At 70.9% G+C, this 26,633-nt stretch carries 21 protein-coding genes; 5 read left to right on the top strand and 16 right to left on the bottom strand.

What is annotated here, in order from left to right:
* Positions 1-7: 7 nt before the first annotated feature.
* Together LPT13_RS03520 and LPT13_RS03515 are read right to left on the bottom strand one after the other, a co-directional pair.
* Entirely contained in the window at positions 8-343 is a 336-nt protein-coding gene (locus LPT13_RS03520) for a 4Fe-4S dicluster domain-containing protein (RefSeq protein WP_242163573.1), read from the bottom strand.
* Positions 343-2,553, bottom strand: a complete 2,211-nt coding sequence (locus LPT13_RS03515) for a molybdopterin-containing oxidoreductase family protein (RefSeq protein WP_242163571.1) — start codon at positions 2,551-2,553, stop codon at positions 343-345. The genes LPT13_RS03520 and LPT13_RS03515 overlap by 1 nt, the downstream gene beginning before the upstream one ends.
* A 232-nt stretch (positions 2,554-2,785) precedes the next feature.
* On the opposite strand from LPT13_RS03515, the gene LPT13_RS03510 reads away from it, so the two are divergent.
* Positions 2,786-3,739 carry a LysR family transcriptional regulator gene (locus LPT13_RS03510; RefSeq protein ID WP_242163569.1) on the top strand — a complete coding sequence of 318 codons (954 nt, stop codon included), beginning with the start codon at positions 2,786-2,788 and terminating at the stop codon, positions 3,737-3,739.
* A gap of 34 nt (positions 3,740-3,773) precedes the next feature.
* On the opposite strand, the gene LPT13_RS03505 is transcribed toward LPT13_RS03510, so the two are convergent.
* The 3 genes from LPT13_RS03505 to nrfD form a co-directional block, all read right to left on the bottom strand.
* Positions 3,774-4,172 (bottom strand): GntR family transcriptional regulator, encoded by a 399-nt coding sequence (locus LPT13_RS03505; RefSeq protein ID WP_242163566.1) that lies wholly within the window; start codon positions 4,170-4,172, stop codon positions 3,774-3,776.
* A gap of 75 nt (positions 4,173-4,247) precedes the next feature.
* A complete protein-coding gene (locus LPT13_RS03500) occupies positions 4,248-5,201 on the bottom strand; it encodes a slipin family protein (RefSeq protein ID WP_430622561.1) in 954 nt (317 codons plus the stop codon).
* 177 nt (positions 5,202-5,378) lie between these two features.
* On the bottom strand, positions 5,379-6,308 hold the full coding sequence (nrfD, locus tag LPT13_RS03495) for an NrfD/PsrC family molybdoenzyme membrane anchor subunit (RefSeq protein WP_242163562.1): 930 nt from the start codon (positions 6,306-6,308) through the stop codon (positions 5,379-5,381).
* Between the two features lie 335 nt (positions 6,309-6,643).
* On the opposite strand from nrfD, the gene LPT13_RS03490 reads away from it, so the two are divergent.
* Positions 6,644-8,008: a PFL family protein gene (locus LPT13_RS03490; protein WP_242163560.1), complete on the top strand. Its 1,365-nt coding sequence runs from the start codon at positions 6,644-6,646 to the stop codon at positions 8,006-8,008.
* Between the two features lie 85 nt (positions 8,009-8,093).
* On the opposite strand, the gene LPT13_RS03485 is transcribed toward LPT13_RS03490, so the two are convergent.
* The 5 genes from LPT13_RS03485 to LPT13_RS03465 form a co-directional block, all read right to left on the bottom strand.
* Positions 8,094-8,870, bottom strand: a complete 777-nt coding sequence (locus tag LPT13_RS03485; RefSeq protein WP_242163558.1) for a TlyA family RNA methyltransferase — start codon at positions 8,868-8,870, stop codon at positions 8,094-8,096.
* 214 nt (positions 8,871-9,084) lie between these two features.
* A complete protein-coding gene (locus LPT13_RS03480; protein ID WP_242163556.1) occupies positions 9,085-9,246 on the bottom strand; it encodes a rubredoxin in 162 nt (53 codons plus the stop codon).
* A 398-nt stretch (positions 9,247-9,644) separates the two neighbouring features.
* Positions 9,645-10,694, bottom strand: coding sequence for an aspartate-semialdehyde dehydrogenase (locus tag LPT13_RS03475; protein WP_242163554.1), 1,050 nt, complete (start codon positions 10,692-10,694; stop codon positions 9,645-9,647).
* A gap of 212 nt (positions 10,695-10,906) precedes the next feature.
* Positions 10,907-12,184, bottom strand: coding sequence for an aspartate kinase (locus LPT13_RS03470; RefSeq protein ID WP_242163552.1), 1,278 nt, complete (start codon positions 12,182-12,184; stop codon positions 10,907-10,909).
* 336 nt (positions 12,185-12,520) lie between these two features.
* Positions 12,521-13,165 (bottom strand): DUF1836 domain-containing protein, encoded by a 645-nt coding sequence (locus LPT13_RS03465; protein ID WP_242163550.1) that lies wholly within the window; start codon positions 13,163-13,165, stop codon positions 12,521-12,523.
* A gap of 141 nt (positions 13,166-13,306) precedes the next feature.
* Here LPT13_RS03465 and LPT13_RS03460 point away from each other — a divergent pair, with 141 nt between their 5' ends.
* A complete protein-coding gene (locus LPT13_RS03460) occupies positions 13,307-14,164 on the top strand; it encodes a DegV family protein (protein ID WP_242163548.1) in 858 nt (285 codons plus the stop codon).
* Positions 14,165-14,306: 142 nt separating this feature from the next.
* Here the strand turns inward: LPT13_RS03460 and LPT13_RS03455 are convergent, their stop codons facing one another.
* On the bottom strand, positions 14,307-15,551 hold the full coding sequence (locus LPT13_RS03455; protein WP_242163546.1) for an MFS transporter: 1,245 nt from the start codon (positions 15,549-15,551) through the stop codon (positions 14,307-14,309).
* 224 nt (positions 15,552-15,775) lie between these two features.
* Between LPT13_RS03455 and LPT13_RS03450 the strand changes: the two genes are divergently transcribed.
* A complete protein-coding gene (locus tag LPT13_RS03450) occupies positions 15,776-16,777 on the top strand; it encodes a zinc dependent phospholipase C family protein (RefSeq protein ID WP_242163544.1) in 1,002 nt (333 codons plus the stop codon).
* Between the two features lie 6 nt (positions 16,778-16,783).
* Positions 16,784-17,911, top strand: a complete 1,128-nt coding sequence (locus LPT13_RS03445; RefSeq protein WP_242163542.1) for a trimeric intracellular cation channel family protein — start codon at positions 16,784-16,786, stop codon at positions 17,909-17,911.
* Between the two features lie 63 nt (positions 17,912-17,974).
* Here the strand turns inward: LPT13_RS03445 and LPT13_RS03440 are convergent, their stop codons facing one another.
* From LPT13_RS03440 to recJ, 5 genes are all read right to left on the bottom strand, one after another.
* On the bottom strand, positions 17,975-18,604 hold the full coding sequence (locus LPT13_RS03440; RefSeq protein ID WP_242163540.1) for a DUF47 domain-containing protein: 630 nt from the start codon (positions 18,602-18,604) through the stop codon (positions 17,975-17,977).
* 24 nt (positions 18,605-18,628) lie between these two features.
* Positions 18,629-19,684: an inorganic phosphate transporter gene (locus tag LPT13_RS03435; RefSeq protein WP_242163538.1), complete on the bottom strand. Its 1,056-nt coding sequence runs from the start codon at positions 19,682-19,684 to the stop codon at positions 18,629-18,631.
* Between the two features lie 237 nt (positions 19,685-19,921).
* On the bottom strand, positions 19,922-20,599 hold the full coding sequence (locus LPT13_RS03430) for an MBL fold metallo-hydrolase (RefSeq protein ID WP_242163536.1): 678 nt from the start codon (positions 20,597-20,599) through the stop codon (positions 19,922-19,924).
* Positions 20,600-20,795: 196 nt separating this feature from the next.
* Positions 20,796-23,222 (bottom strand): RelA/SpoT family protein, encoded by a 2,427-nt coding sequence (locus LPT13_RS03425; protein WP_242163534.1) that lies wholly within the window; start codon positions 23,220-23,222, stop codon positions 20,796-20,798.
* Between the two features lie 25 nt (positions 23,223-23,247).
* Positions 23,248-26,577 (bottom strand): single-stranded-DNA-specific exonuclease RecJ, encoded by a 3,330-nt coding sequence (gene recJ, locus LPT13_RS03420; RefSeq protein ID WP_242163532.1) that lies wholly within the window; start codon positions 26,575-26,577, stop codon positions 23,248-23,250.
* Between the last annotated feature and the right edge of the window lie 56 nt (positions 26,578-26,633).

The raw sequence follows: 26,633 nt of genomic DNA, 5'->3' as shown, positions 1-26,633 counted from the left end.
TCCCCCGCTAGGCCGTGTAGATGGCGCAGTGGCGCCCCTCGGCCTCGCGCGCCATGTCGGCGAGCGAGCCGATCCGCAGCGCCGCCGCCGGGCAGCCGCTCACGCACAGTGGCTCGTGCTCACCGTCGTAGCACGCGGCGCACTTGTCCATCACCGGCGCGACCAGGTGGTACTGGCGCAGCTTGCCGTCGACGAGGAACGGGTCGCGGCGCACCACCCGCATCCAGTCCTCCTCGTACGGGTAGCGGTGCGTCTCGCGGCACGCGGCCTCGCAGCTGAAGCAGCCCGTGCAATCATCCAAGTCGAGCAGCAGCGCGATGCCGTTCCCCTGAATCCTGCCCATTACAGGTCACCCCTTCCTGACTCGATCTTGCAAAGCGACGAGCGCATGGCCGTCGCGCCGTAGCCCGGCTCGGCCGGCGTGGACGGCACCAGGATGTTGCCGTTCGCCTTGTTCCAGCCGTACCCCGGCAGCCCCAGCTCGGGGCACTCGTCGCGCCAGCCGGGACGCGGCACCGCGACGACGCCCTTCTTGATCTCGCGCGTGACGCGCGCCTTCGAGATGATCTTGCCCCGCGGCGACGAGATGGTGATCCACTCCCCGTCGGTGACGCCGAAGGCCTGCGCGTCATCGGGGTGCACAAGCGCGAACGGCTCGGGATAGAGCTTGCGCTGGGCGGGGATGTTCGTCCACGCGGAATGGAAGAACGAGTACAGGCGATGGCCCGTGATGACCGTCAGCGGGTACTCCTCAGCCAGCTCGGGCTGGCTCACGAGGCTCTCCAGGGGCTCGACGTAGTCGGGCAGCGGGTCGTAGCCGAACGACGCGAGCGCATCGCACCAGAACTCGATGCGACCGGTGGGCGTGGGGAAGCCGGGCCGCCCGTCGGGGCGCATGAGGCCCTTCTTGTACTTCTCGTAGACGACCTCGCCCGCCTCGCCGCCGGGCTCGGTGGAGCGGACGGTCTCAGACTGGAACTCGTCCCAGGTCAGGTCGAAGCCGTAGAACTCGCGCAGGCGCCAGAGCACCATGTCCTTCTCGTCCTCCCACGGCCAGTCCTCCTCCTTGATGAGCTTGCCCAGGTGCAGGAAGAACCACCAGTCGTCCTTGCACTCGCCGGGCGCCTCGACGGCCTGGTCGAAGGTGAGGATCATGTTGCCGTCGATCTCCTCGTCGTAGGTGCAGCGCTCGGCCCAGTCAGACGACGGCAGCACCAGGTCGGCGATCTTCGCCGTCGGCGAGAAGTAGAAGTCCTTGACCGCGAGCATGTCCAGGTTCGGGCTGGTCATGGCCTCGTAGGTGAGGTTCGTGTTCTCGTAGCACAGAAGCGGGTCGTTCGCGATGGCGATGTAGGCGCGCACCGGCCGCGGCTCCTGGGTGATGATGGCCTCGAACGTCGCGTGGGGGTCGTTCGAGCGGCCGAAGGACTTGTAGAGCGGGTGCTCCTCGCCGCCGAAGGTGAACAGCTCGGGGCGGCCGGGGTCCTTGTCGTCCCACAGCGTGATGCGGTCGTCGAGCATGACCGAGAACGACACCGGCACGCTGATGCCGCCCTTCTGGTCGACCCAGCCGAGCAGGCCCTGCAGGCAGGCGACGGCGCGGCCGTTCTGGATGGCGTTGGTGTGCATGCAGCCGGGCCCGAGGCCGATCTTCATGCCAACCGGGCCGTTGGTGCCCAGAAGCTCGGCGATGGCGCGGATGTCGTCGGCATCAACCTGGGCGACCTCGGCGGCGCGCTCGGGCGTCCAGTCCCGGACGCGCTCGGCCAGCTCGTCGAAGCCGTAGGTCCACGCGTCGATCCACTCGCGGTCGTACCAGCCGTGCTCGATGATCTCGTGCATGAGCGCGAGCGCGATGGCCGCGTCGGTGCCGGGGCGGGGCTGGAGGAAGACGTCAGCGTGCTTGGACATGTCCTGGAAGCGCGTGTCGATGACGACGAGCTTGGCGCCCTGGCGCTGGCGGTCGAAGATGGTGCGGGTGATCGCGCGCTCCATCGCGGGGTTCTCGCCCCACAGGACGATGGTACTGGAGTTGGCCAGGTCGCCGTCGGCGGGGCTGTAGACGCCCAGCGTGAACGCGTTGGGCAACATGTGGGGCATCAGGCACACGTGGGTGGGCACGAGCGACCAGCCCTCCAGGCCGAGCGACGAGTTCAGGCGGCAGTGCCAGTGGTTGGAGGTGCGGCCGGTGCCCTGGCCGGTGATGATGGCCTCGGGGCCGTACTCGTCCTTGATGCGCAGGCACTCGTCGGCGATCAGGCCCAGGGCCTCGTCCCAGCTGATGCGCACGAACTCGCTCTTGCCGCGGTTCTGCGGGTTGCGCTCGCCCTTGTCGGGGTTCCAGTCGATGCGCTTCATCGGGTAGAGCACGCGCCCCTCGGTGTTGTTGTGGATCTCGCGCTCCGACATGCCCGAGCTGCAGCACACGCCGTGCGACTTCGGGTTGTCGGGATCGCCCTCGATCCTCAGGATCTTGCCGTCCTCGGAGTACACGAACACCCCGCATCGCGCATGGCACGTCGTGCACTGCGTCCGAGTCTTCTTGACCGTCATGCCAATCTCCTTTCGACTCTGGCCGTTGGGGGCGGCCCTCCCTACCGCGGGTTATCCGGGCCTGCTGCCCGGGGGAGGCTGAAGCGCCGCATCCGATGGCCAAGGTGGGGATATCGTAGGCCCGCCGCCGACGTGGCGTCCAACAGGCAAAAGTTCTGGTTTCACAACCAACGGTTTCATTTTTGGCTTGTGCGGGCGCGGGCGGCGCGCCTATCATGGGAGGATGTCAAGGATGAGGGGGAGGGGCATGCGCGTCGAGACACTACGGTACTTCCTGGCCATCGCCGAGTGCGGATCGTACTCCCTCGCGAGCCGGCGGCTCTACGTGTCCCAGCAGGGCCTGGGCAAGTCCATCCGGGCCTTCGAGCGCGACCTGGGGGTGCCGCTGTTCGAGAAGACGGGCCGCAAGGTACACCTCACCGAGGCCGGCAAGCGCCTCGTGCCGCTGGCCCAGGACTACCTCGCCCTCGACCGCGATATCCGCGACGCCATGCGCAAGCTCGCGCCCGATCGCCCCGAGGAGGCCGTGACGCTGTGGACGACGTCGTTCACGTCGAGCGTGGTGTTCAACTACATGAAGAGCGATCTCGAAAGCTGGGGGCTGCGCCACGCGGTGCTGGTCGAGCGGGACCGCGCCGACGTCCTGCAAGCCCTCCGCAGCCCCGCCGGCCCCTGCAGGCTGGCACTGGTGGCCCTGCCGTCCGACGAGGCCGCGGCGCTGGCGGCGGACCCCGCCCTGGATTTCGAGCCGCTCATCAGCGCCGACCTGGGGGTCATCGGCACCTCGGCGCTCCTCTCGCCCCGGCTGCGCGGCATCGCCGCGGCCGACGTGGCGCAGCTGCCCATAGCCTCCTACAGCGAGAGGATGCTCGACGACCTGGTGGCGCGGCTGTTCGCCGCCATCCCCCTGCGAAACGAGATCCAGCACACCACCAACCTGCCCATGATCGAGGAGCTGGTGGCGGCGGGCAGGGCCGTGACGTTCTGGGACTCGTTCAGCGCCTTCCTGGGCGCGGAGACCGACCCGCGCATCTTCGTCCCGATCAAGGACGGCCCCTCCTTCATCGTGGGCGCGGCCGACAACCCCGCCAAGCTCGACGACGGGGAGCGGCGCTACCTGCGCCAGCTCGCGGCGTGCATCACGACGACGTGCGCCCCCTACCGCGCCCGCCACCCCCTCCCGTAGGGCCGCGCGGCCGCGGGCGCCCCGCGCGGGCGGCCTAGGCGCTGTAGCGGCGGTGCTCCAGGCGGGCCGCCACCATGGCCAGGATGTCCTCGTCGGCCAGGCCCGACGCGCTGCACGCGCGGATCATGTCGTCGATCACCAGCTCGACGGGGCTGTCCGAGGCCCGGGCGGCGCCCACGTCGTTGCGCTCCGCGACGAAGGTACCGCGGCCCTTCCGCGTCGATATGTAGCCCTCGCGCTCGAGATCCATGTAGGCGCGGTTGGCCGTGTTGTAGCTGATGTCCAGCTCGATGGCGAGCGAGCGCACGGTGGGCAGCCGCTCCCCCGGCGCGTAGGTGCCGGCGCCGATGAGGTAGGCCAGGCGGTTCTTCACCTGGATCCACACGGGCATGCCGCTGTTGTGGTCGATCTCAAAGGACTCGAGTACGCTCATGGGCTTGCTTCCTTAGGAGGGGATGGGAACGAGACGGGAGAAGGGAGACCTCTGGGGTCATCTTACCAGAGGCCGTCAGGCCGGCGCGCCGCGGCCGGACTGGCCGGCGGCGCGGGCCGCGCCCTCGGTGAACCCGTCGCTCACGGCGGTGGGCACCGTCACCACGGCGCTGCCGGACTTGCGCACCGTCTCGTACTGCATGAGCATGGTGCGCAGCGCCAGCGCCGCCTCGGGGTCGCCGTAGGCCCGGGCCGCCTCGGCCAGCATCTCGGCCAGGTCGGCCTCGACGCTCGCCACGGCCATGCGCGCGTTCTTCTCGCGGTCAGCCTGGGCCTCGAGCGACATGACGTCCACCAGCTCGTCGGGGATGACGATGTCGCGCACCTTCACCGATATGATGTCGACGCCCCAGCCCGCGGCCTCCTTCTCGATGTCGGCCTTTATCTCCACGTCAAGCTGGTCACGGCGCAGCGCCACCTCAGCCACGGTGGAGCGGCCCACCGCCTCGCGCATGGCCGTCTGGGCAAGGAACGACACGGCCGCGTAGTAGTCCTCGACCTCGGTGCACGCCTTCTCGGCGTCCCACACCACCCAGAACAGCACCGCGTCGATGTTGACGGGCACGAGGTCGGCCGTGAGCGTCTTCTCGGCGTAGAAGGGCGTCGCGATGACGCGCTGGTCCACGCGGATGGTGCCGTGCTCGATGATGGGGATGGTGAGGTAGAGCCCCGGCCCCACCACGCGGGCGAGCTTGCCGAAGCGCAGCACGACCACCTTCTCCCACGACAGCGCGATGTGGACGGACGACAGCGCCAAGAGCGCCACCACCACCATGAGGCAGATGAGGCCGAAGTCAATGCGCCCGAGCACCGCCCAGCCCGCGCCGAGCACCGCCGCGCAGGCGACGGCGAAGACGGCGATGTTGAAGATGACCGCGCCGTTGCGCGAGGACTTGCGCGGCACGTAGGAGGTAGCGGCGCGCACCTCGGCCTCCTTGTCGTTGAACGGGTAGGGGGCGTCGCGCCCCACGCGGCCGACGGGCTGCCGGCGCGCGCCGGCCCGATCCGCCTGCTTGTCCCACTTCGCCACGATGGCCTTCCCTTCCGGCGCCCGCGGGCGCCCCGTCTTCCGCGCGCCCCGCGTCGGGGCCCGCGCCGGCGCCCCGCCGTCGGGACGCCCCCACTCGCCGCGCTCGGGCGCGGCGTCCTATCCCACCAGCCCGAACGCCAGCTCGGGCATCTGCGTCACGTCGTAGGCCGCCAGCCCCACCGCGCACAGGCGCAGCGCCAGGCCGCCGGCGAGCAGGCACCCGGACGCCCAGAGGAGCTGGGTGCGCGCGTTGCCGTGGGTGAGGAACCGCTCGAGCACGAGCGGCGCCGCCAGCCCCACGGCCACCAGGCCGCCCCAGAACAGGGGCGCCATCTCGCCGGCGAGCAGGGCGTCGGCGGCGGCCCGGGCGCCCGGCGCCTGCGCCATCCACGCCACGTAGGCCGCCAGCGCCGCGGCCTCGGCCGCCACCACGACGGTGTCGGCGCCGCTGAGCGCGCCGAGCGCCCGCACGTAGGCGTGGCGCGACTCCACGAACACGAGGGCCGCGAACACGCAGGCCAGCCCGCACGACGCCGACGACAGCGTGAACACCGCGGGCAGAAGCGGCGTCTGGTAGGCCGTCACCGAGGCGAGCGAGCTCAGCAGCACGCCGGTGTAGGCGGCCGCGATGAGGCCCGTCGCCAGGCCGAGGGCGGCCGCGGCGCGCATGAGCGCGCCCGGGGGCGCCCACCCGTCCAAGAGCGCCGCGGCCGAGAACGCCGCGGCCACGGCCAGCGTCGCCGCGAGCGCCCAGGCGCCCACCGCCATGGGCGTGGGGGCCGGCGAGGCGAACAGGGCGAGCAGCCGGTCGGGGCGGCCCACGTCGGCCACCAGGCACAGCACCGCCGCGCCCAGCACCACCAGGCAGGCCGGCCACGCCCGGGCGAACAGCTCGCCGGGCAGCGCGAGCGTGCGCGCCACGCGCCCGGCCGCGGCACCCGGGCGGCGCCACCGCGGGCCCGCCAGCTCGAGCGCCGCGAGCACGGCGGCCAGGCCGGCACCCGTGCCGCCCAGGAAGAGGTACCCTGTCGTCAACGCGTTGAACACGCCGTCGCCCTCCGTCGCCTGATCGCACGCCTTCCTCCGACGCCGCCCGCCTTGCGGCCGGCACGCGCGGGGCGCGGGCAGCCGCGCCCGCGCCCGCTCGCGCCGCCGCGCGCCCATGCTCGCACTCGCTCGCCGCTCGCCGCGCCCGAGCCCGCTCGCGCCGCCGCGCCTTCCTCCTATGAATCAATGTCGCAATACTTTACGACAATCGAAGTATAACGCCGAAAACCGCCCCCGTCGCGCAGAACGGCCCGATGGCGTTTGCTATGCTAGGGCGATACGCCCGCCGGGGCGCCCAACCGACCCGACCGACCGCCCGAAGATGAGGAGCCCCCATGCAGATCACCCCTGCTGAAATCGCCGAGACCCTGGCCATGGTGAACCGGCAGAACCTCGACATCCGCACCATCACGCTGGGCATCAGCCTGCGAGGCTGCGTGGACACCGACGTCGACCGCCTGGCCGCCAAGGTCTACGACCGCATGACCACGGCCGCCGAGCACCTCGTCCCCACCGCCGAGCAGCTCGAGCGCGAGTTCGGCATCCCCATCGTCAACAAGCGCATCTCAGTGACGCCCATCGCCGAGATCTGCGCCGCCGTCACGGCCCAGGACCTCTCCCCCGTCGCCGTCGCCATGGACCGCGCCGGACGCGAGGTGGGCGTCGACTTCGTCGGCGGGTTCTCTGCCCTCGTGCAGAAGGGCGCCTCGGCCGCCGACCACAAGCTCATGGACTCCATCCCCGCGGCGCTCGCCGCCACCGAGCGCGTCTGCGCCAGCGTCAACGTGGGCTCCACCCGCGCCGGCATCAACATGGACGCCGTGCTCAAGATGGCCGGCATCGTCAAGAAGGCCGCCGAGGCCACGGCCGACGCCCAGTGCATCGGCGCCGGCAAGCTCGTCGTGTTCTGCAACGCCGTGGAGGACAACCCCTTCATGGCCGGCGCCTTCCACGGCTCCGGCGAGGCCGACGAGGTGGTGAACGTGGGCGTGTCGGGCCCCGGCGTCGTGCGCGCCGTCCTGGCCGACCTGCCCCGCTCCGCCGACCTGACCACCGTGGCCGAGGCCATCAAGGCCACCGCCTTCAAGATCACCCGCGCCGGCGAGCTCATGGCCCGCGAGGCGAGCCGCCGCCTGGGCGTGCAGAAGGGCATCCTCGACCTGTCGCTGGCCCCCACGCCGGCCGAGGGCGACTCGGTCGCCGAGATCATCGAGGCCATCGGCGTCGGCGAGTGCGGCGGCCCGGGCACCACGGCGGCGCTCGCCATGCTCAACGACGCCGTGAAGAAGGGCGGCGTGATGGCGTCGTCATCCGTCGGCGGCCTGTCGGGCGCCTTCATCCCCGTGTCCGAGGACGCCGGCATGATCCGCGCGGCCGAGGACGGGGCGCTCTCGCTCGAGAAGCTCGAGGCCATGACCTGCGTCTGCTCGGTGGGCCTCGACATGATCGCCATCCCGGGCGACACCTCGGTGGAGACCATCTTCGGCATCATCGCCGACGAGTGCGCCATCGGCATGATCAACTCCAAGACCACCGCCGTGCGCATCATCCCCGCCATCGGCAAGCAGGTGGGCGACCGGCTGGACTTCGGCGGCCTGCTCGGCTACGCGCCGGTCATGCCCGTCAACCAGCACGCCGGCACCGTGTTCGCCCACCGCGGGGGCCGCATGCCCGCCCCGCTCAACTCCCTCAAGAACTAGGCGCGGCGACGCGCCGGGCCCGATGCCCGCTGCGAGGGGGCGCCCCGGCCGGGGCGCCCCTCGTCGTCTTCCGGCGCCCCGCGCGCTACGCGAAGACGGCGCGCACCAGGTACTCGACGTTGCCCTCGGCGCCGCGGATGGGCGACTCGACGACGCCCGTCACGGCGAGTCCCGCCGCCTCGAGGGCCGCGCGCACCTCGGCCACCGTGCGGGCGCGCACGGCCTCGTCGCGCACGATGCCGCGGTCGGTCTCGTCATGGCGCGACTCGAACTGGGGCTTCACCAGGCCGATGAACACGGTGCCCGGCGCGCAGAGCCCGGCGATCACCGGCGCGAGCGGCGCCAGGCCGATGAAGCTCACGTCGATGACGATGAGGTCGAAGGGCGCGCCGAGGGCCGCCGGATCGGCCTCGCGGATGTTGGTGCGCTCGAAGACGCGCACCCGCGGGTCCTGGCGCAGCTTCCAGGCCAGCTGCCCGTAGTTCACGTCGAGGGCCGCCACCTCGGCGGCGCCCGCCTGCAGGAGGCAGTCGGTGAAGCCGCCGGTGGACGAGCCGATGTCCAGGCAGCGCAGCCCCGCCACGTCCTGCCCGAAGGCGTCGAGCGCCCCGCGCAGCTTGTGGCCCCCGCGTGACACGTAGGCGCGCCGGCCGCGCAGGAACACGTCGGCGTCGGGTCGCACGCGCACGGCCGCGCTCGTCACGTAGACGTCGTCCACGCGCACCTCGCGCGCCACGACGGCGCGCAGCACCTCGCCGGCGTCGGCGAAGTCGCCGCGGGCCACCAGCAGCTCGTCGAGGCGCACCTTCTTGGGCTTTCGCGGGGCGGGCGCCGCGGCGCCGCCATGTCTCTCGGTATCCATGGGCGCCATTATACCCGCGCGCTTGCCGCGCGCCCGGCGCGGGCGGCCCGGCGGGGGCCGGCGCCCGGCCACCCCCACCCCCCCGGCGAGACGCTTCCGACGCGAGAGCGCCGCCCCGGGCGAGGTGCCGCCCCGGGCGCCCCGCCCTCCCAACGCAAGGGCGCCGGCTCCCAAGGGGGCCGGCGCCCGCGACACGCTGGCAGAGAGGCCCGCGCTAGTCGACGATCTCCTCGAAGGCGTCCTTCGGCAGGCCGCACACCGGGCACGTCCAGTCGTCGGGCACGTCCTCCCACAGGGTGCCGGGCTCGACGCCGCCGTCGGGGTCGCCCAGGGCCTCGTCGTAGATGTATCCGCAGGGGCACAGGAACTTTCTCATGGCAGACTCCTCACGTCTCGGCCCCGCCCGGCGGCCGGCCCTCGCCGGCGCCGCCGGGGCGCTCTTCACGACACCCGCCAGCCTAGCGCCCCGCCGCCCCGGCCGGCTCGCGCGCGGCCGCTTCGTGGGCCAGCCGTAGGAAAAAGCCCGTTTCATATCCATTTTGGCGAGTTTCCCGAGGCAGCCGAGCGCCGCCGGGAGACCCTCGCGAGCATTTGCCCAGGTCGCGGAAAACCGCGGATGCGAAAAGGCCGCGAAAACGGCCACAAGGCCGTCCCGAGCCTCGGGAAACTCAACGAAATGGATATGAAACCCCGATTCCGCTGCAACGCGCCCGCAAAAGCAAGGGAGGGCGCCCCGAAGGGCGCCCTCCCGCGACGCGCGTGCCGGCTGGCGCGCTACGGCAGCAGCAGCTGGGCGATCTGCACGGCGTTGAGCGCCGCGCCCTTGCGGATCTGGTCGGCCACGTTCCAGAAGGCCAGGCCGTGGGGCACCGTCGGATCCTTGCGCAGGCGGCCGACGAAGGCGCCGTCGGTGCCGGCCAGGATGCCGGGCATCGGGTAGACGTTGGCCGCCGGGTCGTCCATCACCGTGATGCCGGGCGCCGCCTCGAGCGCCGCGCGGGCGGCCTCCACGGTCACCTCGTCGGCGAACTCCACGTTGATCGACTCGCCGTGGCAGCGCAGCACGGGCACGCGCACGCAGGTGGCGGCCACCTGGATGCCGTCGTCGCCCATGATCTTCTTCGTCTCCGCCACCATCTTCCACTCCTCCTTGGTGGAGTCGTCCTCGAGGAACCTGTCGATGTGCGGGATGCAGTTGAACGCGATGCGGTGCTGGAAAGCGCTCACGGTCAGCTCGTCGTCGGGCGTGCCGTCCAAAAACTCGCGCGTCTGGTCGTAGAGCTCGGCCATGGCCGGCGCGCCGGCGCCGGAGGCCGCCTGGTAGGTGGACACCACGACGCGCGTGATGGGCGCCAGGTCGTGCAGCGGCTTCAGGGACGCCACCATCTGGATGGTGGAGCAGTTGGGGTTGGCGATGACGCCGGAGTGCCACGCCACGTCGCCGGGGTTCACCTCGGGCACTACCAGCGGCACGTCCTCGTCCATGCGGAAGGCGCTCGAGTTGTCGATCATCACGGCGCCGGCGGCCACGACGGCCTCGCGCATGGCCTCGGACACGCCCGAGCCAGCCGAGAACAGGGCGATGTCGACGCCCTCGAAGGACTCGGGCGTCATCTCCTGCACGGTGAGCTCGCCGGCGGGCACCAGCCCGCAGCCGTCGAAGGGCACCTTCTTGCCGGCCGAGCGCGCGCTCGCCAGGGCGCGCACCTCGCTCGCGGGGAAGTCCACGTCGTGCAGCACGCGCAGGAACTCGCGCCCCACCGCGCCCGTGGCCCCCGCCACGGCCACCACCGGGTTAGCCGGCATCGTCTTATCCCAGGTCATCGTTCTTTCCTCTCTCAGCTCTCTCAGATGTCTTCTTGCAGGACGGAATCGGCGTCGCGCCGTGCGGGTGCGGGTGCGGGGCGAGGGCCCGCGCGCAGTTCCGCAGCGAACGAAACAGCCCAGTGGGCTGTTTCGCCGAGCGAGGACTGTCTGAGCACGGCACCCTCGCCCCGCACCCGCACCCGTCGTTGCGTCAGCAACGGCGGAACAGCCTACCGCCCCTTCTTCATCTTCGCCGCTATCTCCTCGGCAGACAGTTGCGTCTCCTCGAACACGCTGTCGGAGTCCAGGCCGAAGGCGGTGTGCAGGCAGCGCACGGCCTGGGTGGTCTGGGCGGCGTCCACCACCACGGACAGCCGGATGGGCGACGTGGAGATGGCCAGGATGTTGATCTGGTTCTCGCCGAGGGTCTGGAAGGCGCGCGCCGCCACGCCAGGCGACGACTTCATGCCCGTGCCCACCAGGCTCACCTTGGCGATGTCCTCGTCCACGACGAACTCGCGGGCGTCGATCTCGGGCAGGATGCGCTCCATGGTGTCGGTGGCGCGGGGCAGGTCGGCGCCGGGACACGTGAAGCTGATGTCGGTGATGCCGTCCTCGGATATGTTCTGGATGATCATGTCGACGCTCACCGCGTTGGTCGCGAGCGCCGAGAACACCTTCGCGGCCACGCCGGTGTTGTCCGGCACGCCGCGGATGGTGACCTTCACCTCGGAGGTATCGTGGGCGATGCCCGTGATGACCGCTTCCTCCATGTCCGTCTCCTCCTTGATGTAGGTGCCTTCCGCCTCGGAGAACGCCGAGCGGGAGTGGATGACCACGTTCCATTTGCGCGCGAACTCCACCGCGCGGCTCTGCAGCACGCCCGATCCGGCGCTGGCCAGCTCGAGCATGTCGTCGTAGGAGATCTCGTCGAGCTTGCGGGCGCGCGGCGCCACGCGCGGGTCGGTGGTGTAGACGCCGTCCACGTCCGAGTAGATCTCGCACACGTCCGCGTTGATGCCCCAGGCCACGGCCACGGCCGTCGTGTCCGAGCCGCCGCGCCCGAGGGTGGTGATGTCGCCGTTGGCGTCGATGCCCTGGAACCCGGCGATGACGGGGATGACCCCGGCGGCGAGCGCCGCCTCGATGCGCTCGTTGTCCACCTTGGTGATGCGCGCCTTGTTGTGGGTGCCATCGGTCATGATGCCCGCCTGGCGGCCGGTGAAGCTCATCGACTTGTAGCCGAGCGCCTCGATGGCCATGGCCAGAAGCGTCATGGACACCTGCTCGCCGGTGGACAGCAGCCGGTCCATCTCGCGCGAGGGCGGGTTGTCGTTGAGGGCGGCGGCCAGGCCCACCAGCTCGTCGGTGGTCTTGCCCATGGCCGACACCACCGCCACCACCTGGTTGCCGTTCTGCCGGATGCGCACGAGGCGCTTCGCGACGTTCTTGATGCGCTCAGGGGAGGCGACCGAGGTGCCCCCGAACTTTGCGACGATGAGTGACATGGCACGTCTTTCCGAATCGAGGCCCGCATACGAGGCGCCGGGCGAGAACGCACAGCGTCGCATCACTATAGCAAAACGGCGCCGCCCTCGGACGGGGGCGCGCCCATTCGCGCCGAGGCCGCACGCCGGCGGCACGCGGGCCGAATTCCGGGGAGCAGGGGGCGCGTACCACGAAAAAGAGCCTCGTTCTGCAAATTCGAGCGATTTTGCACCCTCGGCAACCGCCCCGATGCCCCTCCGCCGCCCGAAACGGCCGCGAGAAGGCCTCGCCGCGAGAGAAATCGCTCCTTGGCCGCCGAATGGGAGTGCAGAATCGTCCGAATTTGCAGCCGGAGCCTAGATTTCCGCGGTCGGCCCCTCAGGCGCCCTCGGCCCACCCTCCCCCGCCGCGCGCACGGCGGCGAAGGCGGCGGTGAGGTAGACGACGTTGGCCAGCGCGATGACGCAGTAGCGCAGCATCGTCTTCTCGGCGGAGGTGGTGACGCCCGTCTCGGGGATGTCGTCAGCCTCGCCGAAGACGAAGGCGATGGCCGCCTCCAGCTGATCGCAGAAGTAGTCGTAGGCCGTGGCCGTGTCGTAGGTGACGCGCTGCATGGCGCAGAACAGCCCGATGTCCTCCATCGACAGCACCGTCTTGGCGCAGGCGACGAACACGAGGTAGGCCAGCTGCTCGGCGCCGTAGCGCTTCTTGACGGGGCCGGGCACGATGCCCTGCTTCACGTAGTTGCTGACCATCGACGGCGTGAGCGGCGGAACGGCGAGCGGCGCGAGCGCCCCGTTCACGTAGGCGACCACCTGCTCGAGGTAGAGCCCCACGTCGGGGATGTCGCGGAAGCGCGGCAGGCGGAAGTCCTCCGGCGCGGGCACGGCGGCGGCGATGCCGGGGGCGGCCGGGCGGACGGCGCGCGGCGAGGCGGCGGGGCCCGCGGGGCCCGCGGGGCGCCGCGGGGCGACGGCGGAATTGTCGATCGATCTGGTCATGGGACTGGATTCTATCGCCCCGCCGCCGCCCGCGCAACCGGCTCTCGGAAACCTGATGAAGTTCCTCATAATGGTATACAGGTTTTTCAATACCTGATAGAGTGGCTATAGAAAACCGCTGCACCAACGACAGGAGCACCCATGAAGCGCGTCATCATCGCCGACTCGTCCGCCGACCTGGCCGACCTGGCGTCCATCCCCGGGGCCGAGGGCATCCCCTTCGGCTTCGCCCCGCTCAAGATCGTCGCGGGGAACCGCCACTTCGTCGACGACGGCACGGCCGACGTGGCCGCCATGGCCGACTACCTGGCCTCCTACCAGGGGCGCTCGAGCACGGCGTGCCCCTCGGTCGGCGAGTGGGAGGCCGCCTTCCAGGATGGCGACGAGGTGTTCGGCGTGACCATGACCTCCACCCTGTCGGCCAGCTACGAGTCGGCGTGCATGGCGCGCGACGCCTACGAGGCGGCCCACCCCGGACGCCGGGTGCACCTGGTCGACTCGCTGTCGACCGGGCCGGAGATGCGCCTCATCGTGGAGCGGCTGGCCGAGCTGCTGCGCGCCGAGCCGGCCCCCTCCTTCGAGGAGACGGCGGCCGCCATCGACGCCTACCGCCAGCGCACGCACCTCATGTTCGCCCTCCAATCGCTCACCAACCTGGCGAACAACGGGCGGGTGAGCCCGGCGGTGGCCAAGCTGGCGGGGATGCTGGGGGTGCGCCTGGCGGCCCGCGCCTCGGACTCGGGCGAGATCGAGCCCTTCGCGAAGTGCCGCGGCGAGCGGAAGACCCTCGCCGCGCTCATGGGCGAGCTGGCGCGCGGCGGCTTCGCGGGCGGCAAGGTGCGCCTATCCCACGTGTTGGACGAGCCTCTGGCCGAGCGCCTGGCCAACCTGATCGCCGACGCCTACCCCGCCGCCGACATCGCCGTCTACCCCGCCGGGGCGCTCTGCGGCTTCTACGCCGAGCGCGGCGGCCTGCTCGTCGGCTTCGAGGGCGCCTAGGCGCGCCGGGCGCGTGTGGCCGACCGGCCGCACGCCACGCCCGCGCCGCCGGTCGGCCACACGCCATGCGCGCGCCGGCCACGCGGGCACCGCGCTCGCACGCTACCCGCGCGTCACGCGCGCTACCCGCGCGCCGCGCCGCCTACCGCGCCGGGCCGTCCTCGTAGACGCCGGCGGGCACCTTCGCCATCAGGACGAAGCCCACCACGAACAGCACGGCGATGGACAGCACGCCGGCCGACGGGTTGCCCGTCAGCTGGGTGAACAGGCTCACCAGGAAGGTTCCCATCACGGCGGCGTACTTGCCGAAGATGTCGAAGAACCCGAAGTACTCGTTGGCGTGCTCCTTGGGGATGATCTTGCCGAACTCGCTGCGCGAGAGCGCCTGAATGCCGCCCTGGAACAGCCCCACGCAGATGGCGAGCACCCAGAACTCGAAGGCGCTGCGCAGGAAGAACGCGGCGAACAGCGTGATGCAGAAGTAGGCGCCCACGGCCACCAGGAGCATCCGCCGCGTGCCGAAGCGCGTGGACAGCCGCCCGTAGGCGATGGCCGACGGGAACGCCACGAACTGCGTGACCAGAAGCGCCAGCACCAGCTGCACCGCGTCGATGCCGAGCTCGGTGCCGTAGCTCGTCGACATCTTGATGATGGTGTGCACGCCGTCGATGTAGAAGAAGTACGCCAGCATGAACAGCAGGATGCGCCGGTCGCGCGCGATGGAGCGCATCGTGGCGGCCAGCCCGCGGAAGGTGGCGCGCATGAGGCGCGGCTGGCGCGGCTTGTAGTGGGTCTGGTGGACGTTGCGGATGACCGGCACGCTGAAGGCCACCCACCACGCCGCCGTGATGAGGAAGGCGATCTTCATCCCCACGCCCATGTCGATGCCGACGGCCGGGCCGCCCAGCACCACCGCCAGGCACGCCACGAACGGGATGCACGAGCCGATGTAGCCCCAGGCGTACCCGTTGGACGACACCAGGTCGTAGCGGTCTTCGGTGGTGGCGTCCACCAGGAAGGCGTCATAGAACACCATCGAGCCGTTGAGCATCACCGAGGATATGACGTAGACCACCAGGAAGGCCAGGGCGTGGGTGGGGATGCCGAGCGCCGCGCAGGCCACCGCCCCCGTGCCGATGAACCCGATGAGGAACTTCTTCTTGTTGCCCTTGAGGTCGGCGAGGCTGCCCAGGACGGGCATGAGCAGGGCCAGCACGAGCGAGGCGACCGTCTCGGCGTAGCCCCAGGCCACCACCACCGACGAGCCCGGTTCGGCCAGGGTGGCGAAGTAGACGGGGATGAGCGCGGTGGACAGCATCACGAAGGCGGAGTTGCCCACGTCGTAGAGCACCCAGCTGCGCTCCTGCTTGGTCATCTTCATGGACATAGCGCCTGATCCTCGCCTTCTCGCGCACCGGCCCGCGGCCGCCATCGTCGTGTGCCCACCCTAGCACTCCGCCCCGCGCCCCGGCGGCTGGGGTCGGCCGGCGTCGCACGCGGGCCGAGGGCCGGCCGGGAAGTTGGTCACGCTTGGGCAACGCGGCCTTCGCGCCGCGACGCCCATTGTATATGATGGAGGGCAGCCGGCGGATCCGCCAGAAGGGAGACCCCATGCCCGCGCTCATAACCCACGACACCTTCGGCCGCGAGACCTACGCCGAGCGCTACGAGCTCATCGGCGAGGGTCGCGACGAGTGCGACGCCTTCCTCCTGGGCAACCAGGGGCCCGACCCGCTGTTCTACGCCGTGGCGAGCCCGCGCCTGGGCGCCGCCCGGCGCCTGGGGTCGGTCATGCACGCCCAGCGGCCCGCCGAGCTGCTGGCCGCGCTCAAGCGCGCCGTGGGGATGCTGCCCGACGAGAGCCGCGCCATCGGGCGCGCCTACGCCCTGGGGTTCCTGTGCCACTACGTGCTGGACTCCACCGTCCACCCGCTCGTCTTCAGCCAGCAGTACGCGCTGTGCGACGCCGGCGAGCCGGGCCTCACGCGCGAGAGCGGCTCGGACGTGCACGCCGTCATCGAGAGCGAGCTCGACGAGCTGGTGCTCACCACGCGCCGCGGCCGCTCCATCGCCGACTTCGATCCCTCCCGCGAGATCCTCAGGGCCTCCGACCGGGTGCTCGACGTGGTGTCGGCGCTCTACGCCTACGTGGCCATGGACGTGTACGGCGTGGCGCTGCCCGCCGACTCGTTCAAGGCGTCCGTCAAGCTGTTCCGCCGCGCCCAGCGGCTGTTCTGGTCCCCCACTGGCGCCAAGCGCGCCGTCATCGGCCGCGTCGAGGAGCTCGTGCGGCCCTTCTCGTTCTACCGCGCCATGAGCCACCGGGCCGAGCCGCTCACCGAGAGCGCCTTCGCCAACAGCGGCCGCGCGCCCTGGGAGAACCCCTACACCGGCGAGGTGTCCGACGCGAGCTTCGCCGACCTCTTCGAGCGCGCCCGCACCCGGGCGGGCGCGGCCCTGGACGCCTTCGACGCCCCCGGCTTCGACCTGGCGGCGGCCCATGCCCTCACCGGCGACCTCGACTTCTCCGGCGAGCCCACGGTGGCCGTCATCGTGGCCGTCGACGACGCGGACGCCCCGGACGACGCACCCGCCGCCACGGACGCGCGCTAGCCGGCCATGCTCGAGGTCGCCATCGCCATACCGTTCTGGCTGGAGCTCGCCGCTACGCTGACCGGCGGGCTGTCTGGCGCCATGAGCGCGGTGCGCGCCCGCTTCGACATCTTCGGGTGCGTCTTCATCGCCTGTGCCACCGGCCTGGGCGGCGGCATCACCCGCGACGTACTGCTGCAGGACTACGGCATCTACGCCTTCCAGAACCCCTCGCTCCTGCTGTCGTGCGCCATCGCCGGCGTCATCGTGTTCTACTTCGGCAAGCTGGCCACCTACCTCGACCCCATCGTCGATCTGCTCGACAACCTGTCGGTGGCCATGTGGGCCATCATCGGCGTGGGCAAGTCGCTCTCGGCGGGGCTCGGGGTGATCCCCTCCATCATCCTGGGCACCATCACCGCCATCGGCGGCGGCGTCATGCGCGACGTGCTGATGAACCGGCCGCCCGAGGCGTTCCAGGCCGGCCCCCTCTACGGCAGCGCGGCGCTCCTGGGCTGCACCGCCTTCGCGCTCATGCGCACCTACGCCTTCTTCCCGAGCCTGGCCGCGGGCATGTGCGCGGCGCTCGTGCTCGGCATCCGCTACGGCAGCCTCGTCTTCGGCTGGAGCACCCGGCCGCCGCGCGACTACAGCGACAAGGTCACCCGGGCCGTCGCCAAGCCCATGCAGTTCGTGGCCCGCAAGGCCCGCGTCCCGCTGGGCAAGACCGCGCGCGACCGCGGCGACAGCGGGCGGCTGGCCCGGGCGGCCAAGCTGTGGACGCGCTTCTACAACCGCGTCTCGGGCCGGTGGATGGAGCTGCGCGACACGGTGCGCGACGACGCCGCCGGGCATGACGCCGGCTGCGCCGAGGGGGCCGAGGCCGACTGCACCCACTGGGCCGACGTGCCGCCCGAGGCCGACGTGCCCTACCAGGCGCTCGCCGACGCCACCCGCCCCGCGCCGTCGGATGCCCGGCGCGCGCCCGCCGGCGACGCGGCGCCCGACGCCCCCGACGACCGCCCGCCCGCGCCGGCGCCCGACCCGAGCGACCGCCTCCTCGTCGACCGCGATGAGCTGCGCCGCGCCCTAGCCGAGATCGAGGACCGCCACGCCGCCGAGCAGCCCCGCGACCCCTTCGAGCCCCGCAGCTAGCCCGAGCGGCCCGCGCGCGGAGAGCCCGCCGTCCCGTACCCCTCGTCGGCGCGCAACTGCGTGCTACAGGTTCTTCAGCAGGATGGTGTTCATCACGTCGGCGGCGTGCTCGCAGGCGTCGCAGCACTTCTCGATGCGGCTGTAGATGCGCGACCAGCGCAACACGTGCATGACGTCGGGGTTCTCCTGGGTGTGGAGCGCGCGCATGGCGGTCAGGTACAGCGTGTCGCCCTCCTCCTCGTAGGTGTTGACGTCCACGATGAGCTGCTTGAACGCCTTGGACTTCTTGAAGTTGCGGAAGTCCTCCATGGCCTTGTCGAGGGCCTCGCAGCTCTTCTTCACCAGCTTGGCGAAGCGCACCGCGTCCTCGGGCATGACCCGGGCGTCGCACATGTACACCTGCTGCAGCACGGCCTCGACGTTGTCGAGCACGTTGTCGAGGGCCTGGGCCAGCTCCACGATGTCCTCGCGGTCGATGGGCGGCATGAAGTCCACGGCCGCGCTCTGGAAGATGTCGTGGTTGATGTCGTCGCCCTGATGCTCCAGCTCGTGGACGGCCTCGAGGGTGCCCACCAGCGACGGCGCGCCGTCGAACGACTTGAAGCTCTCGAGCAGCAGCTCGGATTCGCGCACCGCCAGGTCGGACAGCTTCTCGTATGCCTCGAAGTAGTCGAACTTCTTCTTCCTTGCCATGGTGAGGCCCTTTCTCGAGCGTCGTTAGAGGATGAGCAGGAACAGCTTCGCGCAGACGAAGCCCAGGATGCCGCAGCCGGGGAAGGTGAGCACCCAGGTCTTGACCATGTCGATGGCGATGCTCCACTTGACGGCCTTGGGGTTGCGCGCGGCGCCGACGCCCATGATGGCCGTGGTGTTGGTGTGGGTGGTGGACACGGGCAGGCCGCCGAAGGTGGCCACGGCCAGGCTCACGCAGGTGGAGAGGCTGGCGGCGAAGCCCTGGAAGGCGTCCATCTTGACCATGTCGACGCCGACGGACTTGATGATGCGCTCGCCGCCCGCGGCGGTGCCGAAGCCCATCGACAGCGCGCAGAACACCATGAGCCACACGGGCAGCACCATCGACGCGCCGCTCATGCCCAGGCCCACGGCCATGGTGATGGCCAGGAGGAAGATGGACATGAACTTCTGGCCGTCCTGGGCGCCGTGCATGAAGGCCACGCCCGCGCCGGCGATGATCTGCGCCCAGCGGAAGAAGTGGTTGGCCCGCGGCCGGTTGAGGTTGCGGCAGAAGAAGCCGAACACCTTGAAGTTGACCCAGCCCAGGCCGAAGCCCATGAGCGTGGAGAGCAGGATGCCGTAGATGACCTTGATCCACTCGGCGCCGTTGATGGCGTCGAAGCCGCCCTGCACGGCGATGGCCGCGCCGGTGAGGCCGGCGATGAGCGAGTGGGACTGCGACGTGGGGATGCCGAACCACCAGGCGGCGGCGCCCCACACGATGATGGCCACCATGGCCGACATGAGGGCGATGATGGCCTGGTGGGAGTTGCCGCCGAAGTCCACCATCGAGAAGATGGTCTGGGCGACGGCCGAGGATACGAGGGATACGAGCAGGAGGCCGAAGAAGTTGCAGATGGCGGCCATGATGATGGCGTGCCGCGGCTTCATGGCCCGGGTGGACACCACCGTGGCGATGGCGTTGGGGGCGTCAGTGGCGCCGTTGACGATGATGACCCCCACGTTGAGCAGCGTCACCACTGCCAGGACGGGGTTCGCCAAGAGCTCCGAGAGGAAAAGGGTCCACTCTATGGTCACGGAAGTCCTTCCGACGCGGGCAGGCCCGGCGGCCGCCACGGTTCGCTGCGCAAACGCATCAAGTTTATCCGAATTCTACGGGAACCCGCCAGCCGGGGCGACCCTTTTCCGCAGATGGAACGAACCTGTTGCCAACGGCGGGGCGGCCCCGGCGGATGCGCCGCGACGCCCCCGCATGCCCGGGCCGTCCGGCGCTCCCCCCCGCCTACAGGGAGGCTGGGGGACGAAGCGGCGCCTCTACTCCTCCTCGTCGCCGAAGCGGGCGAAGACGCGGCGGCGCTCGGCGCCGATGGTGGTGAGGTCGTTGTGGCCGGGCAGCACGGCGGTGTCGTCGGGCAGGGCGGCCAGCTTCTTGATGGAGGCGCGCATCTCGTCCATCGAGCCGCCCTCGAAGTCGGTGCGCCCCACGGTGCCGGCGAACAGCGTGTCACCCGACACGAGGATGGGCAGCCCGTCGCCGTGATTGCCGAACTGCGGGATGAGGAACAGGCAGATGGACCCGGGGGTGTGCCCCGGCGTGGAGATGACCTTCCAGGCCATGCCCCCGACGGTGACCACGTCGCCGTTGGCCACGCGGCGGTCGACCGGGCAGGCCGGGGCCGCGTCGAGGAAGGCGCCGGGGCGCGGGTCCTCGATGGCGTCCGCGTCCGCCGCCGACGCGATGACCGGCGCGCCCGTGGCCTCGCGCAGGGCCGCGGCGGCCCCCACGTGGTCGTTGTGCGCGTGGGTGAGCACGATGGCGTCCACCGCGCGCTCCCCCACCGCGGCCAGGATGTCGTCGACGTCGCACGACGGGTCGACCACCATCGTGCCCCGTCCGTCGGAGATGACGTACACGTTGTTCTGGAGCTGGCCCATGACCAGGTACTCCACATCGGCGCAGAGCCCCTGCACCTCGAAGAGCCGCTTCTGCATGCCTTCAGTCCTTTCTCATCCACTCTCGAAGACGCTCACCGCACCGCCCACGCCGACACAAGCCGACGCGTAGGCCGGAGGGGCGCCGGGGTTCCCGGCACTTCCCCGGAGCAAGGAGGGCTGTGGTATAACCTACCACAGCCCTCCGCCGTGAGGAGCGTGCCGGGAACCCCGGCGCCCCTCCGGCCGACTCCGGCTACTTCTTCTTCCCGATGGCCTGGCCTGGGACCATGCGGTGGGCGTCGAAGACCCCCTCCACCTCGGTCAGGCGCTTCAGGGTGCGCTCGATGACGGCCAGGTCGGACACCTGGAACAGGAAGCGCATCTCCACCATGCCGTCGCGGTGGGTGGTGGTGGTGCACGACAGCACGTTGGCGCCGGCCTCCGAGAGCACGCGCGTCACGTCGAGCAGCAGGTTCATGCGGTCGAGCGCCTCGATGGCTATCTCTATCTGGTAGGAGGCGCCCTTGGGCGGCGTGCCCTCCCACGACACGTCGATGATGCGCTCCGGGTGCTTCTTGAGGTCGATGGCGTTGGGGCAGTCGGCGCGATGCACCGACACGCCGCGCCCGCGGGTGACGAACCCGAGTATCTCGTCGCCCGGCACGGGGTTGCAGCAGCGCGACAGGCGCACGAGCACGTCGTCGATGCCCTTCACCACGATGCCGTGGGACGAGTGCGTCTCGTGCTTCTTGGGGCGCTTCACCGAGGTGAGCATGGGGGCCATGATGCCCGTGGAGCTGTCGGACATCCCTATCTGGGGCTTCTGCGCCTCCTCGTTGCCCTTGTCCACGAGGATCTTGAGCAGGCGGTTGGCCACGTGCTGGGCGCTCTCCTTGCCCGTGCCGATGTGGACGAGCATGTCGTCGGGGTCGTTGAACCCCATGGCGTCGGCCACCGTGCGCAGGGCGCGCATCGACTGGGCGTTGGAGATGCCCAGCCCGTGCTTGCGCATCTCGCGGGTGAGGCGGTCGCGGCCGAACTGCAGGTCGTCGGAGCGCGACACCTTGGAGAAGTACGAGCGTATCTTGCTGCGGGCCGAGGGCGTCTTCACCACGTTGAGCCAGTCGCGCGAGGGGCCGGCCGACTTCTGGGTGAGGATCTCCACGCGGTCGCCCACCTGCAGCTCGTAGGTGAGTGGCACGATGGAGCCGTTCACCTTGGCGCCCACGCAGTGGTTGCCCACCTCGGTGTGGATGGCGTAGGCGAAGTCGATGGGGGTCGCGCCGGCGCGCAGGCTCATGACCTCGCCCTTCGGCGTGAACACGAACACCTCGGTGTTGTCGAGGTCCATCTTGAGCGACTTGAGGAACTCGCGCGAGTCCTCCGTCTCGTCCTGCCAGTCCACCATCTCGCGCAGCCACGCGAGCTGCTGGTCGAGCGCGTCCGCGTTGCCGCGGCCGCTGCCGCCCGACTCCTTGTAGCGCCAGTGCGCCGCCACGCCGTACTCGCTGGCGCGATGCATGTCCTCGGTGCGGATCTGCACCTCGAGCGGGCGCCCCGCCGGCCCCATGACCGTCGTGTGGAGCGACTGGTACATGTTGAACTTGGGCATGGCGATGTAGTCCTTGAAGCGCCCCGGCATCGGGTGCCACAGGGTGTGCACGGCGCCGAGCGCCGAGTAGCAGTCCTTCACCGACTTCACGATGATGCGCACGGCGATGAGGTCGTAGATCTCCGAGAAGCCCTTGCCCTTGCGCGACATCTTCTGGTAGATGGAGTAGAGGTGCTTGGGGCGGCCCATGATCTGGGCCTCGATGCCCACCTTCCCCATCTCGTCGCGCAGCACGTCGATGCAGTCCTGCAGGTAGCCCTCCCGCGCGCCGCGCGACTCGGTGACCATGCGGCTGACCTGCTTGTACTTGTTGGGCTCCAGGTAGAAGAACGCCAGGTCCTCCAACTCCCACTTGATGGAGTTGATGCCCAGGCGGTGCGCGATGGGGGCGTAGATCTCCAGCGTCTCGCGGGCCTTGAAGATGCGGCGGTCCTCGCGCAAGGCCGCGAGCGTGCGCATGTTGTGCAGGCGGTCGGCCAGCTTGATGACGATGACGCGGATGTCCTGGCTCATGGCGACGAACATCTTGCGGATGGTGGCGGCCTGCTCGTCGGTGAGGCTCTCCACCTCGATGCGCGTGATCTTGGTGACGCCCTCCACGAGCGCGCGGACCTGCGGGTTGAACTCGCGCTCCACGTCCTCGGAGGTGACCTTGGTGTCCTCCACCGTGTCGTGCAGAAGCGCCGCGCAGATGGTCTCGGCGTCCATGCGCAGGTCGGCCAGGATGATGCCCACCTCGATGGGGTGCACGATGAACGGCTCGCCCGACTTGCGGCACTGCCCCTTGTGGGCGGCGCTGGCGAAGGCGAAGGCGCGCGCGAGCATCGCCTCCTCCTCGGGCGAGAGGTAGGCGCCCGTCAGCTCCTGGAGCTCGGCGAAGCGCTCCTCGGGCGTGCGCGAGCCGAGCTCGGCCCCGTGGCGGCCCACGCCGCGCACCACCGAGCGCTCGGCCACGTAGGGGCGGCCCAGGAGGGCGTCCACCGTCTGCTTCTGGGCCGCGCCGGACGCCGGCTCGCCCAGAAGCTCCTCGCGGGCGCCGGGCCCGCCGTCTCTATGCTCAGCGCCCATGGCGCACCTTCCCTTCTCAAGTCCCCTATCGGCCGCCGCGCGGCACGATGGGATGCGACACGCGCACGATAAGCCCTTGGGGGTCTGCGCGCAAGGCCCAGTCGCGGAACGCCTCGAACACGCTGCGCTCGCCGAGCCCCTCGCGGTAGCGCACCGAGTCGCCCAGGTCCACCTTGGCAGCGTCCTCCACCACGCGGATCCAGCGGACGGGGCGCCCCTCGCGGTAGGACACGCGCGTCTCGATGAGCCCCAGCTCGCGGAAGACCGCCACGCCGCACGCCGCCGACGTGGGGCTCACGGCCCGCAGGGCGTCGGAGGCCTGGGCGGCCAGGTCGTCGTCGGGCAGGCAGAAGTAGTCGCCCGGCGCCTCGCGCTGGGCGGTGCGCAGGCGGCGGTAGACCTGGGCCATCACGTCGTGGTCGGGGGTCATGTCGTGCAGGATGCGCTCGTTGACGGCCACGTCGCGGTGGCCGAACAGCAGGTGCACGCCGGCCGGCAGCCCGTCGCGGCCCGCCCGGCCCGCCATCTGGTTGAACTCCACCTCGTTGAACGGCAGGTGGTAGAGCACCACGTGGCGGATGTCGGGGATGTCGATGCCCTCGCCGAAGGCCGAGGTGGCCACCAGCACGAGCATCTCGCCGGCGCGGAAGAGGTCTTCCACCCGGGCGCGCTCCTCGCGGGAGAGCCCCGCGTTGTAGAAGCCGATGAGCGGCGCCAGCTGGGGCACCTTGCGCCGCAGGAGGCGCGCCAGCGCCACCGACTGCTCGCGCGAGTTCACGTAGACGACCGTCTTCTCGCCCGCGGCCACCAGGTTGGCCAGGTAGTCGTCGCGGTTCTTGAGGTCGCGCTGGTCGTCGAGGTAGAGGTTGTCGCGCGCCGTCTCGTCGATGACGCGGTCGGCCAGGGGCAGCACCTCGCCGATGTCGCGGGCCACCTCGTCGGGGGCGGTGGCCGTCACGGCCAGCACCACCGGCGCGCCGAGCAGGGCGACGGCCCGGCCCAGCTGGGCGTAGGCGGCCCGCTGGCCGGCCTTGGCCTGGCCGATGTGGTGCGCCTCGTCCACCACGACGAACCCGATGCGACCGCTCGCGGACAGCTCGGGGGCGTGGAAGGCGAGGTACTCCGGCGTGGTGAGCACGAGGTCCACCGCGCCGCTCGCCAGCCCCCGGTAGACGCGGGCGCGCTCCTCCGGCGACGACTCGCCGGTGAGCACCGCGCAGGTCAGCCCGAAGCGCTCGAGGGCGGCCGTCAGGTGGAAGGCCTGGTCGGCGATGAGGGCGCGCAGCGGGTAGATGAGCAGGCTCGCCTCGCCGGCCGTGAGCGCGCGCAGGGCGGCGTAGACCTGGAAGGTGAGCGACTTGCCGCGGCCCGTGGCCATGACGGCCAGGGTGGACAGCCCCGCGCGCAGCCTATCGAGGATGGCGCGCTGCGAGGGGTGCAGCTCGCGGTCGCCGATGAGGGCCTCCACGAGCGCGCGCTCGAGGGCGTCGGGGTCGGCCGCGCCGAGGGCCGCCCAGCGCTCGCGCAGGGCCAGCCGCTCGTCCAGGCGCTCGCAGGCGCCGCGGGGCCGCCGCTCGCGCGCCGCGCAGCAGCCGTCGCCGCCGGCGTAGAGGCCGTCCACGAAGGACTGGGCCCGCGGGTCGAGGCAGGCCGTCAGCCCGCAGCAGGTGCGCGCCGGCGCCAGGGTGTCGAGCATGGCCTTCACCGAGCGCCGCCCGCGCCACTCGTCTACCTGGACGGAGAACGCGGCGTCCACCACGCATTCCGTCCCCAGGAGCGCGTCGATGGAGGGGCAGTGGAACATGATGCCGGACACCGCGCAGCGCCCGTCGGACAGCGTGCACGAGAAGTGGTTCTTGTCGGCGCCGACGGCCCGGCAGCTGGCCAGGGTGACGTTGCGCGCCAGGTAGGTGGGCACGGGGTTCTCCTGGCCGAAGGGGGCCAGCACGTCTAAGGCCTCCACGGCCGGCAGGGTGAGCTCGTCCAGAGTGACGCAGGCGTCCACGTCCACGCGGGGGTGGAAGGCGTCCTCGGGCAGCTCGTCCATGAGGGCGGCCAGCCGCTCGGCGAAGGCCGGCAGGTTGGCCGTGGGCAGCGTCACGCCGACGGCCGCCTCGTGGCCGCCGAAGCGGGTGATGAGGTCGGAGCACGACTCGACGGCGGCGAACAGGTTCACCGCGCCCACCGACCGACCCGACCCGCGCGCCTCGTCGCCGTCGACGGTGAACAGCAGCGCCGGCACGCCGTAGATGTTGACGAGCCGGCTGGCCACGATCCCCTTCACGCCCTCGTGCCAGCCCTCGCCCCACACGACGAGCGCCCGCTGGCCGTGGTAGGCCTCGGCCGCGCGCGCCTTGGCCGTCTCGGACAGCTCGGACTCGATGGCGCGGCGCTGGGAGTTGACCTCCTCCAGGCGCTCGGCCAGCGCGCAGGCGTCGGAGAAGCTGTCGGACATGAGCAGGTCGAGCGCCAGCGACGCGTCGCCCATGCGCCCGGCGGCGTTGAGCCGCGGGATGAGCGAGAAGCTGAGGTTGGTGGCCGTGAGCGGCCCGTTCGCGCCGCAGGTGCCGATGAGCGCCGCGATGCACGGGCGCGGGCTGGCGTTCATGCGCGCCAGGCCGTCGGCCACGAGCGCCCGGTTCTCGCCGCGCATGGGCATAAGGTCGGCCACGGTGCCCAGGGTGGCCAGGTCGGTGTAGGACCGCCACAGGTGCGGGAACCCGAACCGCGCGCCGAGGACCTGCACGAGCTTCAGGGCCACGCCCACGCCGGCCAGGATGGCGCTCTCACAGCCCTCCACCGTCTTGGGGTCGGCCACGGGCACGCCCTCGGGCACCAGATCGCCCGCCTCGTGGTGGTCGGTGATGGCCACGGCCACGCCGTCGGCCACGATGGCGGCCACCTCGTCTCTGCACGCGATGCCGCAGTCCACGGTGACGATGACCTCGGGGCCGAGCTCGCGCAGGCGCGCGTAGGAGGCGGCGGTGATGCCGTAGCCCTCCTCGAAGCGGCGCGGGATGAAGGGCGTCGCCTTGCCGCCCAGGGCGCGCAGGCCGCGGGTGAGCACGGTGGTGGCCGAGATGCCGTCCAGGTCGAAGTCGCCGAAGACAACGACATGGCGCCGCTCGCGCAGGGCCTCCTCCAAAAGGTCGGCCACCTCGCGCAGGCCCGGGATGTCGTAGGGGTTGAGCCAGTCGCGGTCGAGGGAGGGCGACAGGAACGCGCGCGCCTCCTCCACGTCGGCGACGCCGCGGGCGGCGAGGGTGGCGGCTATGAAGCGGGGGAGCCCGAGGGCCTGCTGGAACGCGGCCGTCCGCGCCGGGTCGGCCGCCCGGATGTTGAACTGGGCTGGCATGACGTGCTACCTACATTCATCTGCGTCGTCTTCTCTGCTTGATCGGTGGTTATTTT

The sequence above is a fragment of the Adlercreutzia faecimuris genome (genome assembly GCF_022669055.1).
GTDB lineage: Bacteria > Actinomycetota > Coriobacteriia > Coriobacteriales > Eggerthellaceae > Enterorhabdus > Enterorhabdus faecimuris.
Note: the sequence above shows the minus strand (reverse complement) of the source record. Positions and strands in the feature narration are given on the sequence as shown.